This window comes from Neisseria sp. Ec49-e6-T10, assembly GCF_051132615.1.
Classification (GTDB): Bacteria; Pseudomonadota; Gammaproteobacteria; order Burkholderiales; family Neisseriaceae.
In genome coordinates this window covers 2,593,732-2,612,287 of record NZ_CP152375.1, presented here as the reverse complement: position 1 = coordinate 2,612,287, position 18,556 = coordinate 2,593,732, and the positions used below count along the sequence as shown (strand labels likewise).

Below are 18,556 nucleotides of genomic sequence, written 5' to 3'. Positions count from 1 at the left end.
ATGCTACGTTTTCTTATTTAATTTATAATTAATATGGTTATTTTTATTGACTACATTGATCCAACAGCGCTTCTATACTCTGATAATTCATGCCTGAATGGGTTGTTAACCCAATCTGGCATGTTTTACTCATAGATACACCATGTTGGCAACTTTTAGGAAGCACCTCTTTTAGATGACGTAAACCATTTTGATTAAGCTCAGGATAGCTAAACCCTTTACTGCCAGCAAAACCACAACAAGCAATATCTGGTACATTGACTTTATTTGCGCATGCATTTGCCAAATCCAATAACTCTTTTCTTACCCCCATTTTGCTTGCAGAACAAGGAATATGAACAGCAAGCTCAGGTAATTTATAAGAGATATTGAGCTTTGGCATCACTTGTTGTGCTAAAAAGCTGGCAGCATCATAAATTTTTAAACGTTGATCAATTAAGCCTTTTTCTTGCGCCTCTTTGACACGCAATGCACATGGTGCATTATCTAAATATATTGGATATAAACCATCATCAGAAGCATCAAGCAAAGCCTGATTTAATGAAACTGTAGCCCTATCTGCATTCACATTAGAGCCAGCAGATTCAAATGGTTGGCCGCAGCATAAGCTATTCATATTATTTGGAAAAATAGGTTTAAAGCCTGTTTTATGGAATAAATTAACTGTATGTTGCGCCACAGAACTATGATTAATATTTTCTTCTGCTAAGGTTCGATTCACACAAGAAATAAAATAAACAACTGGTTCAGCACCACTATGATAATCACGAATAGGTGCTTTGCTGGCAGGATAAGGCAAATTTTCTGGCACAATAGGGATAAATTTAAACTGATTATGTAATTTTTTAGTCCAACCATTCACGCGTTCATTACCAAACAAATGAACGGCTCTAACCCCTAATCTGGCAGAAGAACTCATCAGTCTGATATTATTTTCAGCAAATGCTAAAATGCGATTATATTTTGCTTTTGGCTTGATTTTTTTGATTAAAGCGCCTGTATTGACACTCACAGGGCAACGTGTTGCACACATCCCTGTTGCAGCACAAGTATCAATCCCCTGATAAGAAAAATGTTCTTCATAATAAGCCAATTCATCATTGCTTACAGATGCTTGTTTTAATTGTGCCATACGACGATAAACAGTGATTCTTTGTCTTGGTGTTAATGATAAGCCATCTGAGGGACAAGCAGGCTCACAAAAACCACATTCCATACAATCATCAATCAATTCATCTGCAACAGGCATGCTTTTAAATGATTGTAAATGTAAACGTTCATTTGAACTGATAATCACATCAGGGTTAAGTATATTGTCTGGGTCAAATAACGTTTTAAGATCACACATAATTTGATAAGCATCATCCCCCCACTCCACACGGACAAACGGCGCAATATTGCGCCCTGTACCATGCTCTCCTTTTAAAGAACCATTGTATTGAACCGTAACTTTATGAGCAAGCTCTTGCATAAAAGTGTTATAACGCTCTATTTCTTCAGTTGTTTCAACAGACGGGGTTAACACAAAATGTAAATTACCTTCTAAAGCATGCCCCATGACCATACCTTCAGTATAACCATGCTTCTGAAACATTTGTGTTAAAGTACGCACACCATCAGCTAAAGATTCAATAGGAAAAACCACATCTTCAGTTAATACATTACTGCCTTTAGGACGCCCCCCCGCAACAATAGGCAAAAGCCCTTTGCGTACACTCCAATACATATCAGTCACTTTAGTATCTTTTGAAAACTGACTGTGCTCTTTATAATCAAACTCTGAGACAATTTGATTAACCAAGTCAATTTGCGTGTTTAAAGTCTCGTCATCTGGCGCTTTAGTTTCAATTAATAAACACGCAGAATCATTACTACAGTCTGAATAAAAAAATTCGGGTAATCCTTGCTTTGCCTGCCCGACACAACGAATACTCGGACCATCAAGCAGTTCAACTGCATCAACTGTTGCACGTTGACGTAAAGCTGTCACGGCACGACAACATTTATCTAGAGAATCAAAAAAGATTAGAGCAGAAGCTTTATGGGGATAATCAAATACAGTGTTGTAAACAACCTCACTAATAAAACCTAAGGTACCTTCAGAACCAATCATCAAATGAATCAACATATCAATTGGATCATCAAAATCAATTAAGGCATTGATGCCATAACCTGTCGTATTTTTCATGCGATACTTGTAACGCACTTTTTGTTCCAACTCAGGGTTATTTTTAATACGCTCAGATAACGCCTTTAACTGATTTAATAATAGCGCATGGGTTTGTTTAAATGATGCAATACTTTGTGCGTCACTGGTATCTAAAATAGTGACATCTGGTAAAATAACCCTCATAGCAGACAATGTATGGTAACTGTTTTCTTTTGTACCACAACACATACCACTGCTGTTATTGGCTGCGATCCCCCCTATTCTCGCAGTATTGATTGATGCTGGATCTGGACCAATTTTACGGCCTAATGGAGCCAAAAGTTGATTGGCATGTGCACCAATAACCATTGGTTTTAATTTAATTCTATTTCCATCATCCAGAATTTGGGCATCTAAAAAGCCATCACCCAATAAAACCAACACAGACTCCGAGCAAGTTTGCCCAGATAAAGACGTACCAGATGCTCTAAAGGTAACAGCTACTTTATGCTGTTGCGCCAAACGCATAATTTGCATCACTTCCGTTTCGTTATGGGCACGCACCACAACCTGAGGAATATAGCGATAAAAACTGGCGTCAGTACCATAAGCATAACGACTTAAAGGATCAGTATAGATTTGTTTTTCTGGTAAATAGGCAACTAAACTGTTCTTAAACGCGATATGTTCAGGACTGATATCATTTATATCCATCATCGTTTATTCTCTTTCTCTTTTAACATCTGATGCAATGTTTTAGGCGCTGGCTTTAAAGGAATATGATTTATTGTCCAACCCATTTGATATTTGGGTGTCAAGCCACGTAAATGAGCACTCATAAAACCCAAAACCCGATAAGCTTTCGCTCCTGCAAATAAACCAGTAAAAGTACGCCATGCAAGTGTTTCACTTAATGTACGTGCTGCTCCTTGCCCTTTTAATGGATGAACAACATCCTCTGTAGGAGAGCGCTGCTCTTCTTCTCTTAATCGGATCAATAATTCAGGTATCGGAATTTTTACGGGACACACTTCTGCACATGCACCACATAAACTAGATGCGGTAGGTAAATCCTTTGTAGCCTCTAAGCCCAACAAATGAGGAGAAATAATTTCACCAATAGGGCCAGGGTACGTTGTACCATAAGCGGCGCCACCAATACGAGCATATACAGGGCAATGATTCATACATGCACCACAACGAATGCATTGTAAGGTTTTTCTCAGTTGTGTATCAGCATATGCTTGGGAGCGACCATTATCCAATAAAACCAAATGAACTTCTTGGGGACCGTCTTTTTCACCACCCTGCCTTGGACTGGAAATCATATTAAAATACGTGGTGATATTTTGACCTAATGCAGAACGTGGTAATAAGCTATATAAAGGTAAAACATCACTTAACTTCTCAACCACTTTTTCAATGCCAGTAATGGCAATATGCATAGGTGGCACAGTGGTACACATACGACCATTACCTTCATTCTCGACCAAACATAAAGTACCTGTTTGTGCTACAGCAAAATTCACACCCGATAAACCTACGTCTGCTTCTAGATATTTATCCCTTAACGCATTTCTACCCATTAAAATCAACTCATCCACATCTTCTGTATAGGGCGCATCAGGTAAATTTTCATGAAACAACTTGGCAATTTGTTGTTTGGTCTTATGAATAGCAGGCACGACAATATGAGTTGGTTTTTCTTGAGCCATTTGCACAATAAATTCGCCCATATCGCTTTCTAAAGCATCAATACCACGATCAGCAAGATAATGATTTAGCTCAACTTCTTCACTCACCATAGACTTACCTTTAACCATTAGCTTACCCTGCTTATCGGTAATCAACTGATGAATAATGGCACACGCCTGTTGAGCATTTTCAGCCCAATGCACTTTAACCCCATTTTCAGTCAGTTTTTCCTCTAACTGAACCAATAGCTGAGGTAATTTTGCCAAAGAGTATTGACGAATTTGTTCACCTAAAGCCCTTAAATCCTGCAACTCTTGCTCATTAGCAAAACTGGCTGCTCTTTTTTTGGTTAAGTCATCCATAGCCGTGCGTAAACTTTGGCGCAAATGGCGATCATGAACAGCATGGTATGCATTATCTTTAAAGTTGGTGGAATCTGGGTATATATGAATCATATTACTCATTACACTGTTCCCTCCAAATCTTCAAGACTAATATGTGCTGGCACAATTGCCAGTACAATCAGCTCTCTTGGCCCATGTGCCCCATACGCTAAAGTCATTTGAATATCGGCTGTTTTTGAAGGCCCAGAGACCAATACAACATTTGTTGGCATGCCGTTTTGCATATCCAAAGCGTGCATTGCTTCATAAAAAGTGCTGTATAAGTTTTGTGTATCAAATAGTGCAAAGTGAACAGGCGGAACCAGACTCATTGTTCGTGGTTGCATGGTATCAGGCCAAAGTAATAAAGTACCTGTTTGAGCAATCCCGCAACGAACGTCGGTCAAACTGGCATTGACCTTTCTAAATAATTGTTCTTTCCATTCGTCAATAGGCTTTTCATAAGACAATAGTTGAACATCAGGACATTGTTTTTGTAAATCAGCCTGAGCCAATTGCCCATGGCTTGTTTGTAAAGGCAATAAAATATTATTCAACCTTTTTTGGGAAACCATATCTGATAAAATTTGTGACCAGTTATCCTGACGCACCCATACAATATGAGTATTCACTGCTCTCATGGCATAAGCCCAATGTTTTAAGCGCGAAATCTCATCCCATTTTGGTGTATAAGTTTGATAAAAAACCTCTGTTTGTGGTTCAGGTAAATTTTGCTTTGGTGCTGAATTTAACTTTGCCAAAATAGAACTTCGAGCATCACTCATGCTTTGCCTCCTGTTCTTTTTAACAAAAAGCTGGCAATATGTTGAGGAGACGGGATATCAGGGGGTAAATCTTTGGCTATTTTGCCACCAATATTCAATAAACATCCACCATCTGCGGTGACAATTTCATCCGCTTGCGTATTTAACAATGAGGTGACTTTATCCGTTACCATAGCACCTGAAATTGTTGGGTGTTTAACAGAAAATACACCACCAAAGCCACAACATTCACTTTCATGATCATGTACAACCCTTGTGACATTTTGTAGTCTATCAATCAAGGCCCAACTTGAAGTATGCACATTCATCTCACGTCTGGCAGCACAGCTTGTGTGCACGGCCACTTTAATGGGGTCACCCTTATCTTGAGGTTGATAATCTAAAACGTTCAATAAAAACTGGCTAAATTCAACCACCCTTTCAGACAGCTCTTTAGCTTTAGCCTCATATTCTGTACCTGAAAACAATTTAGGCCAATGAAGTTTCATCATGCCACCACATGACCCAGAAGGCACCACAATAGGCCACTCATTAGGAAATAAATTCAATTGCTTTTTGGCAACCTCAAATGCTTCTTTCGATCGACCAGATGAAAAAGCAGGTTGCCCACAACAACTTTGCTCTTGAGGAAAGTGAACCAGAACACCTTGTTGTTCCAATAAAGTGATGGCATCCATGCCTGCTTCAGGTAAAAACAGATCAATTAAACATGTACCAAAAAAATAGACATTCGTAGGCTTAGGATTGATTTCCTGAGCGACTTGAGTTTGTGTCATCCTTGTAGACCTTATATCTTAATTGATGGAAGGAAAGATTATTGTTATTTTTCGATTCTTATTAATTTTTTTATTTACTTTAAAATAGAATCGCAAAAACGTCAATTATCCTATGAAATTGTCCTTAAAAAGGCAACTATTTTAAAGCACTCTGACTCATACTTATCATGAAAATATGATCTATTTAGGTCAAGCAAAATAAAAAGATAGTTTGAGGTTATAAAGGATGTTCAGAACGACTCAAATACGTTGGGGGTATGATTATTCATTTCTCAAAGGAACTTATTTGTCATTACACAAAGTCCACCAAGTAATATAATGCATCAATTTTGATGCTGTTTTGCTAAATCAATCAGTATTTCAATGGCTTTTCTGGCTTGTGGGCTATTTGCCCAACAAGTTGCACCTAGCATTTGAGCAATTTGTTGCGTAATCTCTTGAGCATCTTCATTGGCCAATTGTTTAAAAGAACAAATACCTATTTCTTCTAAACGTTTGATGACCGTTTCACCCACGCCCTTTTGTGTCAACATTAACGCTTTTTGTTCATTACTAAAATTGTTAACCACTTCCCTTTCACTCCTCAGCAATTATGTTTAGAATACCCACAAATAGTATTTTATATTAACAAAAGTAATAAACACCATAAGCTCATGAATCTTCCTGAACATTTATTTCCTGATGTTGTGCTATACACTGCATGGTTTATCATGCTGTGTATATTGGGTTTAACTTTAAAAAAAATCATCCAGAACAAACAGTTATTTTCAGGAAGTGGTTGCGCCTTATTTTGCATCCTCATGGCTTGGATGCTCCATGCAAGCGTTAATATTGGCTTAAACTATCATTTCTTAGGCGTTACGCTACTGACACTTACATTAGGTTGGTCTTTGACTTTATGGATTATGGCATTAGCCTGTATTATCTATACCTTAGTATTTTTAACACCTGCTGATTTACTGTCAGTTGGCTTAAATTTTTGCATCATGACCTTACCTGCTGTCAGTATTACCCTTATATCCTTAAAAGCAGCACAAAAATACCTACCCAAACATATTTTTATTTTTATTTTAGGCAATGGTTTTATTACTGCCGCACTCAGTTTACTCGCTTGTGCTCTACTCATTGTGCTGACTTTAGGTCTATTTAATGTCTACCCAATGAAATTCTTAATAAGCACAGCCTTACCCGTTTACTTTTTTATCGCTTGGGGAGAAGCATTTTTAACAGGTTTAATCACGGCTGTTTTAGTTTGTTTTGCCCCACAATGGGTCACAACATTTGATGATGATCTATATCTTAAAAAACCAACGATTCTTTAAATTACCTTTAAAAACTAGCCCTTAACATTTGTAAAACAATGTAAATCCAGCTAAAAATCTTCCTTATTTTTACACAAGCCAAAACAAACACAATATAATTAAGATCAACCGATACTATAAATTTTATATTGTATTGGTATCAGTGGTTTATTTTTGGAGTCCGCATGCCTCAACCTACTCGTCGTTTATCATTTCCACCTCGAACAGAATTCTTTAAAGTCTTACAAAAACGGATCAATGATTATTTTGATCAAAACCAAGTCAAACAAACTGGTAACAGTTGGCTTTATTTCAAAGCATTTTTTGCTTTTAGCCTATATATTGGTGGCTATATAGGTCTGGTCTTTTTTGCCCAAACTTGGCTCAGCGGTATATTATTTGCCCTTATGCTCACCAATGGCATGATTTTAGTAGCGTTCAATGTCATGCATGATGGTGCCCATGGCAGTTTTTCCAGCAAAAAGTGGGTAAACTGGTTAGCAGGAGCCTCGATGGATTTATTGGGCAGTAGCCAAACACTTTGGCAACAAAAACACAATATGTTACACCATACCTATACCAATATTACGGGCAAAGATGATGATATTGAACTGGGCCTATTAATGCGTTTTTCACCACACCAAACTTGGCACCCCTGGCACCGTTTTCAACATATTTATGCCCCTTTTTTGTACAGTTTATTAACCCTATTTCTTGCCGTTTTTAGTGATTTTTATAAATTAGTGACCAACCGTATTTCGGATACCCCGTTACAAAAACGTAAATGGTGGGAGCTACCGTATTTCACCTTCACAAAAATTGCCTATATTGGTTATGCCTTAATATTACCGATGTTTTTTCATCCAATCAGCTTGGTATTATTATATTTTTTCTGTATTCATTTTTTCTTTGGCTTTATTTTATCTTTGGTATTTCAATTAGCTCATACAGTTGATTTAACAGAATTTCCAAAAGAAAATGAACAAAATAAAATGTGTTATGACTGGGCAGAACATCAATTAAGAACAACTGCAAATTTTGCTATTGAAAACCCTCTTGTACGCTTTTACACAGGAGGTTTAAATCAACAAGTAGAACATCATTTATTTCATAAGGTTAGCCATATCCATTATTATTCATTGTCAAAAATTGTCCAAGAAACCTGTTTAGAATATGATATGCCTTACCATAAAAACAACTCATTAACTTCTGCCGTTTTATCTCATTTTCGATTTTTAAAACAAATGGGCAGGAAACCTACCTTAACAAATTAACTTCATTGCGTTAAATCATAAAACCCATTACTTTGATGGGTTTTATTTTTCATCTATACTCTTTTGCGTTAAAATTATGGCATCAATTTTTTGTTAATAAGGTAAAGAAAACATGCCATCAAAAGCACAAAGTGGTATTTTGCTCGAACATTGCCGTTTTGGCATATTTATTGAAGCTCGTATAACAACCCAAAATACACCTGAGTTTAAAAAAGCGATTCAAACCGTTTGCGGCCATCTGGACACATTAAAATCAAACTACCCTGATGCAGCCTTAGGTGCAGTAATTGCCTTTGGTTCTGATGCTTGGAAGAAAATATCATCTTCATCCCCTCCTTCAGAACTAAAACCATTTACAACATTAGGTAACGCACCAGCAACTCAAAGAGACTTACTCATTCATATTTTAGCGAATCGTTTCGATGTGGCTTTTAGCATGGCTCAACAAACTTTAGAAGCATTAAAAACCCATATTCAGGTTGAAGAAGAAACCCATGGTTTTCGCTGGGTAGAAGAGCGTGATTTAACAGGCTTTGTTGATGGAACAGAAAACCCTCAAGGAGAACAAAGGCCTGAAGTAGCACTCATTGCCGATGATCAAGAACATGCCCATGGCAGCTATGTCTTCACACAGCGCTATGTGCATCATATGCCTAAATGGCATGATATGCCTGTTCATGAACAAGAACAAATTATTGGTAGAACCAAACAAGACAGCGAAGAGTTGCCATCAAATGCACGCCCAGATACCTCTCATGTTAGCCGTGTGGATTTAAAAGAAGACGGTAAAGGCTTAAAAATTCTACGTCAAAGTTTACCCTATGGTAAAGCCAGCGGTGAACATGGATTATTTTTCATTGCCTACTGTGCCAGCCTATATAATATTGAACAACAACTGCTGAGCATGTTTGGTCAATTAGATGGCAAAACAGATTTATTACTGAATTACACAACACCTGTTTCTGGCAGCTATTTCTTTGCCCCGTCTTTAGATGAATTATTAACGATGTAATTAAAATAGATTCAAATACAAAAAAGGTATCTAAAATAGGATACCTTTTTTACGTTTTTGCTGATCTCTTTTGAAATTAGCTTAAAAAACCACCAATACCAACCATGAAACAAACGCATACACAGGCAATAAAAATACGATTGAGTAAGCCATATAACCAAAGAAACTTGGCATTTTCACGCCACTTTGTTCAGCAATTGCTTTAACCATAAAATTAGGCGCATTACCAATATAAGTTAAAGCACCTAAAAATACAGACCCCATAGAAATAGCCAATAAAGTATGATACAAAGGCCCCATTAACTCTTGAGCTTCACCACCTGCTAAATTAAAGAATACTAAATATGTAGGTGCATTATCCAACACGCCCGATAAAATCCCCGTAATCCAAAAATACATCAAATTGATTGGTTCACCTGTTTGATCATGCATGAGTGCAATTAATGAACCAAAATGTCCTTCTTGTCCTACCTTTAACATAGCAATCACAGGGAAAATAGTGATAAAAATACCCAAAAATAATTTACCTACTTCTAAAATAGGATGCCAATTAAAATGGTTGTTTTCTCTGATTTTTTTTGGAATCAACACTAAAGATAAAATAATCAAGGTCAATAATAAAAGATCTCTGGTCAGGTTTTCTAATTTAATATGCGCACCTAAAATTTCCCATTGAATATTAGGTTTCCAAACACCAGATAATAAAATACTGCCAATGACACCAGCTAAAAGAATAAAATTAACTTTCCCCTGAATAGAAAAAGACATATTGTCTTTTTTAATATGTTCTGCATCAAATAAATCTTTTTTGAACACTATAGAATCAAAAATATAGAAAATAATCAGTAAAATAACAGAGGTAATCAATACAGGCACAAGCATATGCTCAAATGTCCATGCAAAGGAAACACCTTTTAGAAACCCTAAAAAGAGAGGTGGATCACCTAGAGGTGTTAAACCACCACCTACATTGGCAACAAGAAAAATAAAAAACACCACCACATGAGCTTTCACATCTCTATGTTGATTTGCTTTAAGCAATGGGCGAATCAATAACATTGCAGCACCAGAAGTACCCATAACAGATGCCAAAAGAGTGCCTATAGCCAATATTCCCGTATTGAATTTTGGGGTTGCATGAAAATCACCCGCAATATGAATACTGCCAGAAATGGTAAACAACGCACCTAAAAGCAAAATAAAGGGGATATACTCTTCAATCAAGGCATGAGCCAGCACCATCCCAGTCATATACGAACCAAAAGTAACATAAAATGGGATAATAAACAAAAGTCCCCAAATCAATGTCACTTTCCCATAATGATGTTCCCAAAAATGAGGTGCAAATAAAGGAAACAAAGCAATAGATAATAAAATGCCAACAAAAGGAATAGCCCATAACATACTCAAACTTTGCGCATCAAAATCTGCCGCATGGCTAAACGTTGGCACTAACAACAAAAAAGACAAAACAAATAAGCGCATTATCCTCCTCCCATAAGTATAAAATGCTTATTAATACAGCGTTTGAGTATAACAGAAAAATTTCCTTTAATAAAAAACATCTCCTATTAACACACTAGAATATATTGGCTTTTTATCATCATTCTTGGCTTTAATTTCTAAAGTGAACACAAATAAAGAAAAAATGTACCATTTTAATCAAGAAAAACGCATAAAACGAAGAGCAAGGTTGTACAAATTCGAACATTTTGGCACAATATGATTTTTATCAAACAGTAAGTGATATTCTTATGAGTGGACGTTCTCCCCGACATGAGACCATAATTCAACTTGTAAAAGACAATGGCTTTATGTCTATTGAAGAGCTAGCCTCTATTTTAGATGTAACGCCACAAACCATCCGTCGTGATATCAACCACTTATGTGAAGAAAATGTATTGCGCCGTTATCATGGTGGCGCAGCATTAGGTGGCAGTGTTGGTGATGAAGATTATTTTGCCAGAAAAGCCAAATTACAAAGTGAAAAAACCCATATTGCCCAATTGGTTGCGGATAATATTCCCAACAACTCATCACTGTTTATGAGTATTGGCACAACATTGGAAGCTGTTGCATCTACTTTAATTCAAAATCACTCAGGTTTACGTGTCATTACTAATAATATTCATGTTGCCTCTATTGTTTCAAGTAGAGCAGATTTTAGTGTGATGATTACTTCTGGCACAGTACGTGCTTCTGATGGTGGTATCACAGGCATGGCTACTTTGGACTTTATTAATCAATTCAAAGTGGATTATGCTATTTTGGGTGTATCTGGAATTGAAGCAGATGGTGCTTTACTGGACTTTGATTACCGTGAGGTCAGAATTGCGCGTGCCATGATGGAAAATGCTCGCCATCGTTTTTTAGCCGCAGATCATACTAAATTTGGACGTAATGCGCTTGTCCGTATGGGTAATATTACTGATTTTGATGCCATTTTTACAGATGGTATTATCCCAGAAAATCTACGAAAACAAATGGAAGAAGAAGGTGTTCGCTACCATTTAGCCAATAGATAAGAAAAAACAGCATTGAAGCTGTTTTTTCTTATCTATTGTGAACATAATTACCGATATGAGAGCAGGATTGAATAAACCTCTCTCATAAGCTCAATTACACAATCAACACAAAATTCAAAACAATATGATCCAAAACATCGTTCATATAATTATAATACTGTTAATCTCAAAATTTTTACTCATCAAATAAAGCATGTAAAAATCATAAACAATCTCTATAAAGAGATACACCAAATACCCACTATAGCAACCCAATTTTGAATTTATTTTTCAATTAATTATATTTAAAAAAGATTAAGCAAAAAAACATCATCATAAAAAATCGTAATATTCAATACATAAGCTTTTATATAGATACACTTTATAAGCAAAATTCGTTAAAATCCCCCTCTTATGCCATTTTTAACGAGATTATTTTGCGTTTAACTCATATTAAACTTTCTGGATTTAAATCCTTTGTCGACCCAACCACTATTGCGGTTCCTGGCCAACTGGTTGCTGTTATTGGCCCCAATGGTTGTGGCAAAAGCAATGTCATTGACGCGGTACGCTGGGTTTTAGGAGAAGCGTCAGCCAAACAGTTGCGTGGGCAAAGCATGCAGGATGTTATTTTTAATGGAGCAACAACCAGAAAACCCGTTTCTCGTGCCATTGTCGAACTGGTATTTGATAACTCCGACCATCAATTACAAGGCTCTTGGGGCCAATACGCAGAAGTATCCATTAAACGTGTACTGACTCGCCAAGGAGAATCCAGTTATTTCATCAATAATCAAGCGGTCAGAAGGCGTGACATCACTGATTTATTTTTAGGCACAGGGGTTGGTACCCGAGGATATGCAGTTATTGAACAAGGAATGATTTCACGCATTATTGAAGCCAAACCAGAAGAGCTTCGTGCCTATTTAGAAGAAGCAGCAGGTGTATCAAAATATAAAGAACGTAGAAAAGAAACTGAACAGCGTTTACAAGACACCCAAGATAATTTAAACCGTTTACATGATTTACAAACAGAACTAGAAAGACAAATCAGCAAACTAGAACAACAAGCAAAAATTGCTGCTCAATATCAAACATTAACGCAAACACTGCACGACAAGCAGAATCTTTTAACCTTTGTCCGTTTTCAAGAAGCCAATACACAGGCAAATGAGCTGAGTTTAACCATTGCCCAACACCAAACAACTATTGCGCAACTGGAGTTAACCTCTAACCAACTGAATGAAGAAAGCTATCAGTTACAATTAACTGAACATGAAAAGCAGCAAGACTTGCATCAAACCCAAAACAAATGGGCCTTGGTACGAGAACAGTTGGCGCGTTTAGAAGAAAAAATTCGTTACCAACAAAATCAACACCAACGTTTAACTGAAGAAAAACAAAAAACAGACCGAGAGTTAGAACAACTGAACCAGGAAGAGCTACTGATTGAACAAGGAATTACTCAATTAGAAACACAACTTGAACAACAACAATGGTTATTAAGCGAATGCCAATTACAGTTGGACAACACCCAAGAACAACTACCTGAATTAGAAACACAATTACAAGAGTTGGAAAGTGCTTTTTTGAATCAGCACAATGCTCAAAACCGTTTAGAAAGAGAACGTGATCTAAGCATACAGAAAAAAAAGCAGCTAGAACAACAGCAAATTGATATCCAACAACGATTAACTACATTAGCAAAAGAAAATCAAGAACTGGATGCCCCAAATGAGCAAACCATTACTATTGCTCAAGACACTTTATTACTGGAGCAAACCAAGCAAGAAACCTTAACAGAAAAAAATGATTATCTTGAAATTACCTTAGAAGAATCACTAAATCACGCACAAACACTACAACAGCAACTGACTGAATTACACAACCAAAAAGTAGCACATCAAGCACAAAAAGAAGCTTTAGAACGCCTAAGTCAAAAAGAAAAACAAAGCCATGACCAGTTTTGGCAAGAACAACGATTAGAACATACCCCTGTATTATGGGAAAACATAGAAGTAGAACCAAATTGGCAACAAGCTTTAACGATTGTTTTACAAGAACGTTTATATGCTAGAAACACACTGATTGATTTACAAAAAAATACGCCAAACAGCGAGATTGTTTGGCTGAACGACACTAAACTTAGCGACACACGACTTCCCCTCTCTTCTGATAATGCTTTAAGGCATAAAGTACAAGCCAAAGCACCTTTTGATATTGCTTTGGACATATGGCTACAAAATATTATTTGTATCAATACAGTAGAAGAAGCCATACAAAAACAAAAACAATTGAGCACCAACCAAATATTCATCACACCAGAAGGACACTTAATTGATTGTTATAGTGTACATTGGCAAGGTGATGAGACACAGACCAGTAATCAACTAAGTTTACAAGAAGAAATCAAACAACACAGTGATGCTTTAGACGCATTGGTGCCGCACATCAGCACGCTAGAACAACAAAAACAACAACAGCAAACACACACCCAAGATATAAAAAATCAGCTGAATGAATTAAAAAATAATATAAAAATTGCACATCACACCCTACAAACAGCACATAACCATTACAATCAACTTATGGCCAAACAAGCGCAAACTCAATTGCGTAGCCAACATATTGCACAAGAACAAGAACAACTTACCCAACAATACTCTCAATTAACCAATCAGTTGACTCAAGAAACAGCGTTTATCGAAGACAGAGAAAAAGCCTTAGCTGCATTAGTAGACGATCATCAACATACCCAACAACAGCGTAATACCGCACAAAACAATTTACAAAACATACGAGCACAAATGTATGATGCCTCTAGGCGCTTAGGTCTGGAACAAATAGCAGAACAAAAATTGCTACAGCAAATTGCGGCCAATAAACAGCAATTGGAACATATCAAACAAAGATACCAGTCTCTAACCAAACGCCAAAATGAACTGAACTTAGAATTTAATGACACACCAGAACAAGCAGAACCTTTAGCAGCATTAGAGAATCTAATTGAGACTCAAACACAACTGGAAGAAACCCTCAATCAGATTCAAAACGAATTGCAAACATTACAAGAACGCAATAAACATTTGGCTCTTGAGCAACAAAAAACTCTGGCTAATCAGAATAAACAACAGCAAACACTACAAGAAACTCTTTTGGCGCAACAGCAAGCACAATTATTGGCTGAACATTTACAAGAAGAACTGACTAAAAACCAAGCCAATATCAGCGAATTAATTGAAATGTGCCGCCAAATACCAGAGCAATCCTCCTTAGCTCAGGAAATTTCTATACTAGCCAACAATATTCAGAAGTTGGGTGCCGTTAACTTAGTGGCATTAGAAGAATTAGAACAAGCAAAAGAAAGGCAACATTACTTCACCATCCAAAGAGATGATTTAAATCAAGCCATTACATCTTTAAAAGATGCCATTGAACAAATTGATAATGAAAGTAAAGCACTCTTTCAAAATACCTTTGATATGGTAAACGAAAAAATTCAACAATTTTTCCCCACCTTATTTGGTGGTGGGCAAGCTCGATTGGAAATGGTTGGCGAAGATCTGCTTAGTTCGGGTGTATCAATTATGGCTCATCCTCCAGGTAAGAAAAACAGTACCATTCATTTGCTTTCAGGAGGAGAAAAGGCATTAACCGCAATGAGCCTAGTTTTTGCTTTATTTAGCCTGAATCCAGCCCCATTTTGTTTACTTGATGAAGTAGATGCACCACTAGACGATGCCAATACCAGTCGTTTTTGCCAGTTGGTACAGGAAATGAGTCACCAAACTCAGTTTTTATATATCTCTCATAATCGTTTAACCATGCAAATGGCAGAACAACTTGTTGGTGTCACCATGCAAGAAAAAGGAGTCTCTCGTATTGTTAGTGTGGACATACAAGAAGCATTAAATATGAGAGAAGGAGCTGATTAATGAGACAAACTATTTTGGCAATTACAATTGGCGCACTCATTTTGTTGGCCCTACCATTATTCACACTAATTTCTGGCTGGCAATGGCACCCGCTACAAATTGGTTTAGGTAACTTAAAACCACTTTATTGGGCAACAGAAACCGTCACATTACCTTGGGGTATCCTAACCAGTATGATATTACTTATATGGTTTTTATGGTGTTTACGTTTGCCACCCCAAAGAGCCATTTTATTGATTACATTAATTGCAGGCTTTATATTAACTGGCCAACTGGCAAAATCATTGATTAAAAATCAAATACAAGAACCACGCCCATTCGTCTTATGGCTTGAACATGAATATAAAATAGACGATCAAGAATTTTACAAACTTTCTAGAAAACAACGTGACCATTTAATTGACACAACACTAAGTAAGCAAACGACGATTCCCCCCTGGTTACGCCAACATTGGCAGTTTGAAACAGGTTTTGCTTTTCCCTCGGGTCATACTATGTTTGTTGCCAGCTGGGCTTTACTGGCCATTGGTTTATTGTGGCCACGAAAACATTACGTCACGGTCATTATATTAACTTTATGGGCTGTTACCGTCATGGTGAGCCGCCTAGTACTTGGTATGCATTGGCCTACTGACTTAATTGCAGCAACCATAATCAGTTGGGCTTTAGCCATCTTCACTTGTTGGGCAATTGAATATAAATACAAATTACAAAAAAACAATTAAAATTCAAAAAATTAATATATTATCTTGCGCCATTTTCATAAAAAAATTTGGTGATTTTTCCTGTAATAGCTTATGATTTAATCCTAATCATCATGAACTTATTACTATGCCAAACCACATCTACAAGAATTTGACATTTATTGCCATTTGCTTAGGCATTTTAATTTCCTTCTGGTTTAACTCAGATTGGACACAACTTTGCGCTGGATTAGCCTTATTTCTTTTTGGTATGCAGTGTTTAGAAGAAGGATTACAAAAATTGGCGGGTGGAAAGCTAGAAACAATTCTAGCCAAAAGTACCGCAACCCCTGTACACAGTATGCTTTTTGGTATGGGTGCAACAGCTGTCATGCAATCGACCACCCTAGTCTCTTTACTGACAATTGCTTTTATCAGTACAGGTCTTATTCAATTAGCCAGTGGTATTGCTATTATTTTAGGCGCTAATTTAGGTGCTACCAGTGGCATTTGGCTTTTAGCATTAGCCGGACAAAATTTAAGCTTAAGCCCATTGGCGCTACCAATGTTGGTATTAGGCGTCTTGGCTAGCTTTAGAGGTAGAAAAGGTAAAGCACTTGGTCGTGTAATTCTAGGTATTTCATTTATATTTTTAGGTATTGACTGGATTAAATTAGGGTTTTCTGGATTCACAGAACAATTTGATTTAAGTGCTTATCAAGTTACAGGCCTAGCTGGTACATTAATATTTATTGGCATCGGTTTACTGATTACCATTGTTTTGCAATCAAGCCATGCAACATTAATGCTTACTTTAGCCGCCCTTGCCAGTGGTCAAATAGACTTGGCACAAAGCTTGGCCATCGCAATTGGTTCAAATGTAGGCAGCAGCATCAGTACAGCTCTTGTTGGCATGCTAGGAGGCAATAGAGCAGGCCAAAGGCTGGCTTTAGCACATTTAATTTTTAATACAGTAACCGCCCTATTGGCTTTATTATTAATCAATCCACTTACATGGTTTGTACAATTGGTTGTTGGCAATGCTTTGGTTCAATTAGCACTATTTCACACCTTATTTAATGTACTTGGCGTGGGTGTTTTTTGGCCAATCCAAAAAAAGCTCGCTAAACTTTTAGAAAAAATCTGGCCTGATAAAACAGAGCCTGCTGTATTAATAGTCGAAGATCAAAACAAAACCTCTCTGGAACGTATTCATGCACGTTATATAAATGACAATGCATTGGCAAGTGAAGAGACAATCGTCAGCACAATGATCCAAGAAATTCAATATCTTGGGCGGTTAAGTATTGAAGTTATTTGCCATACTATTTATATCCCCGTCACACAACTTGCTACTCAAGAAATAGATGAATCGTCATTAAAACAGACACCTGAAAAACATGCCCTTGATGCAGAACAACTCTATCAAAAATACATAAAAGGTGTATACAGTGACTTACTGGGCTTTATTGGTAAAATAGAAACGCCTTCTTTAAGTGAAGAGCACCAAAAGTTTATACTATCCTGCCAAATCGTTGCACTACAACTTGTGGAAATGATTAAAGATGCGGGACATTTACAAAAAAATTTCCATTATTATCTTTCTGCAGAAGAGTCTTCTACACAATATTTATATGAGCAGTTACGGCAACATATGTTTTATGCATTACATACACTTTATCAACTTGCACAAACGAATACAGAAATAGAAGAATGGCTTGATACATTAAATGGCCTTAACGTAACTGCCCAACAATTTGAACAAGACTTTACCAATACCCTTTTTATTCATACACGTAATCAAGAAATTAATAGCCTGCAAATGAGCTCACTAATGAATGACTCAAGCTATGTAAACAGAATCATTAGAGGGTTTTGCAATGTACTGACCCTAATTGCAGACGAAGAAAATGTTCTCTTCCACAATGCCCCCACACTACCTGTGGAACAAACACTATATACAAATACAAACGAAGATAACGAATAAAGAACATGAAACTTGCAAATACTGCCCTAACCTCCTATAATTGCGCTTCTTTGGAATGACAAATAAACTATT

General features: G+C 36.9%; 13 protein-coding genes. 7 read left to right on the top strand and 6 right to left on the bottom strand.

Translation table 11 applies throughout. The annotated features are described in order from the left end of the window. Positions 1–43: 43 nt before the first annotated feature. The 5 genes from AADH04_RS13135 to AADH04_RS13115 form a co-directional block, all read right to left on the bottom strand. Entirely contained in the window at positions 44–2,866 is a 2,823-nt protein-coding gene (locus AADH04_RS13135; RefSeq protein ID WP_434777726.1) for an FAD-binding and (Fe-S)-binding domain-containing protein, read from the bottom strand. Then, positions 2,863–4,308: a LutB/LldF family L-lactate oxidation iron-sulfur protein gene (locus tag AADH04_RS13130; protein ID WP_434777725.1), complete on the bottom strand. Its 1,446-nt coding sequence runs from the start codon at positions 4,306–4,308 to the stop codon at positions 2,863–2,865. The genes AADH04_RS13135 and AADH04_RS13130 overlap by 4 nt, the downstream gene beginning before the upstream one ends. Then, entirely contained in the window at positions 4,308–5,012 is a 705-nt protein-coding gene (locus AADH04_RS13125) for a LutC/YkgG family protein (protein ID WP_434777724.1), read from the bottom strand. The genes AADH04_RS13130 and AADH04_RS13125 overlap by 1 nt, the downstream gene beginning before the upstream one ends. Continuing rightward, positions 5,009–5,788 carry a (Fe-S)-binding protein gene (locus tag AADH04_RS13120; protein WP_434777723.1) on the bottom strand — a complete coding sequence of 260 codons (780 nt, stop codon included), beginning with the start codon at positions 5,786–5,788 and terminating at the stop codon, positions 5,009–5,011. Before AADH04_RS13120 ends, AADH04_RS13125 begins: the two co-directional genes overlap by 4 nt. Positions 5,789–6,111: 323 nt before the next feature. Then, positions 6,112–6,357, bottom strand: coding sequence for a recombinase RecA (locus tag AADH04_RS13115; RefSeq protein WP_434777722.1), 246 nt, complete (start codon positions 6,355–6,357; stop codon positions 6,112–6,114). Positions 6,358–6,441: 84 nt separating this feature from the next. Between AADH04_RS13115 and AADH04_RS13110 the strand changes: the two genes are divergently transcribed. The 3 genes from AADH04_RS13110 to AADH04_RS13100 all read left to right on the top strand — a co-directional run bounded on the left by AADH04_RS13110 (position 6,442) and on the right by AADH04_RS13100 (position 9,375). Then, positions 6,442–7,110, top strand: coding sequence for an energy-coupling factor ABC transporter permease (locus tag AADH04_RS13110; RefSeq protein WP_434777721.1), 669 nt, complete (start codon positions 6,442–6,444; stop codon positions 7,108–7,110). Between the two features lie 164 nt (positions 7,111–7,274). Then, positions 7,275–8,363, top strand: coding sequence for a fatty acid desaturase family protein (locus AADH04_RS13105; protein WP_434777720.1), 1,089 nt, complete (start codon positions 7,275–7,277; stop codon positions 8,361–8,363). Between the two features lie 112 nt (positions 8,364–8,475). Beyond that, a complete protein-coding gene (locus AADH04_RS13100; RefSeq protein ID WP_434777719.1) occupies positions 8,476–9,375 on the top strand; it encodes a Dyp-type peroxidase in 900 nt (299 codons plus the stop codon). An 81-nt stretch (positions 9,376–9,456) separates the two neighbouring features. On the opposite strand, the gene AADH04_RS13095 is transcribed toward AADH04_RS13100, so the two are convergent. Then, positions 9,457–10,860: a sodium:proton antiporter gene (locus AADH04_RS13095; RefSeq protein WP_434777718.1), complete on the bottom strand. Its 1,404-nt coding sequence runs from the start codon at positions 10,858–10,860 to the stop codon at positions 9,457–9,459. A 269-nt stretch (positions 10,861–11,129) separates the two neighbouring features. Between AADH04_RS13095 and AADH04_RS13090 the strand changes: the two genes are divergently transcribed. The 4 genes from AADH04_RS13090 to AADH04_RS13075 all read left to right on the top strand — a co-directional run bounded on the left by AADH04_RS13090 (position 11,130) and on the right by AADH04_RS13075 (position 18,484). Then, positions 11,130–11,900, top strand: coding sequence for a DeoR/GlpR family DNA-binding transcription regulator (locus AADH04_RS13090; protein WP_434777717.1), 771 nt, complete (start codon positions 11,130–11,132; stop codon positions 11,898–11,900). A 416-nt stretch (positions 11,901–12,316) separates the two neighbouring features. Then, complete coding sequence (gene smc / locus AADH04_RS13085; protein ID WP_434777716.1) at positions 12,317–15,814, top strand: chromosome segregation protein SMC; 3,498 nt, start codon at positions 12,317–12,319, stop codon at positions 15,812–15,814. Beyond that, on the top strand, positions 15,814–16,539 hold the full coding sequence (gene pgpB, locus AADH04_RS13080; protein WP_434777715.1) for a phosphatidylglycerophosphatase B: 726 nt from the start codon (positions 15,814–15,816) through the stop codon (positions 16,537–16,539). The genes smc and pgpB overlap by 1 nt, the downstream gene beginning before the upstream one ends. Before the next feature lie 106 nt (positions 16,540–16,645). Beyond that, positions 16,646–18,484, top strand: a complete 1,839-nt coding sequence (locus AADH04_RS13075) for a Na/Pi cotransporter family protein (RefSeq protein ID WP_434777714.1) — start codon at positions 16,646–16,648, stop codon at positions 18,482–18,484. Positions 18,485–18,556 lie beyond the last annotated feature (72 nt).

Bases quoted from the DNA above. Each gene is read 5' to 3' on its own strand.
- AADH04_RS13130 (WP_434777725.1), bottom strand. From the start codon at position 4,308: ATGAGTAATATGATTCATATATACCCAGATTCCACCAACTTTAAAGAT.
- AADH04_RS13100 (WP_434777719.1), top strand. From the start codon at position 8,476: ATGCCATCAAAAGCACAAAGTGGTATTTTGCTCGAACATTGCCGTTTT.
- AADH04_RS13075 (WP_434777714.1), top strand. From the start codon at position 16,646: ATGCCAAACCACATCTACAAGAATTTGACATTTATTGCCATTTGCTTA.
- AADH04_RS13120 (WP_434777723.1), bottom strand. From the start codon at position 5,788: ATGACACAAACTCAAGTCGCTCAGGAAATCAATCCTAAGCCTACGAAT.
- pgpB (WP_434777715.1), top strand. From the start codon at position 15,814: ATGAGACAAACTATTTTGGCAATTACAATTGGCGCACTCATTTTGTTG.
- AADH04_RS13125 (WP_434777724.1), bottom strand. From the start codon at position 5,012: ATGAGTGATGCTCGAAGTTCTATTTTGGCAAAGTTAAATTCAGCACCA.
- AADH04_RS13135 (WP_434777726.1), bottom strand. From the start codon at position 2,866: ATGATGGATATAAATGATATCAGTCCTGAACATATCGCGTTTAAGAAC.
- AADH04_RS13110 (WP_434777721.1), top strand. From the start codon at position 6,442: ATGAATCTTCCTGAACATTTATTTCCTGATGTTGTGCTATACACTGCA.
- AADH04_RS13105 (WP_434777720.1), top strand. From the start codon at position 7,275: ATGCCTCAACCTACTCGTCGTTTATCATTTCCACCTCGAACAGAATTC.
- AADH04_RS13090 (WP_434777717.1), top strand. From the start codon at position 11,130: ATGAGTGGACGTTCTCCCCGACATGAGACCATAATTCAACTTGTAAAA.
- AADH04_RS13095 (WP_434777718.1), bottom strand. From the start codon at position 10,860: ATGCGCTTATTTGTTTTGTCTTTTTTGTTGTTAGTGCCAACGTTTAGC.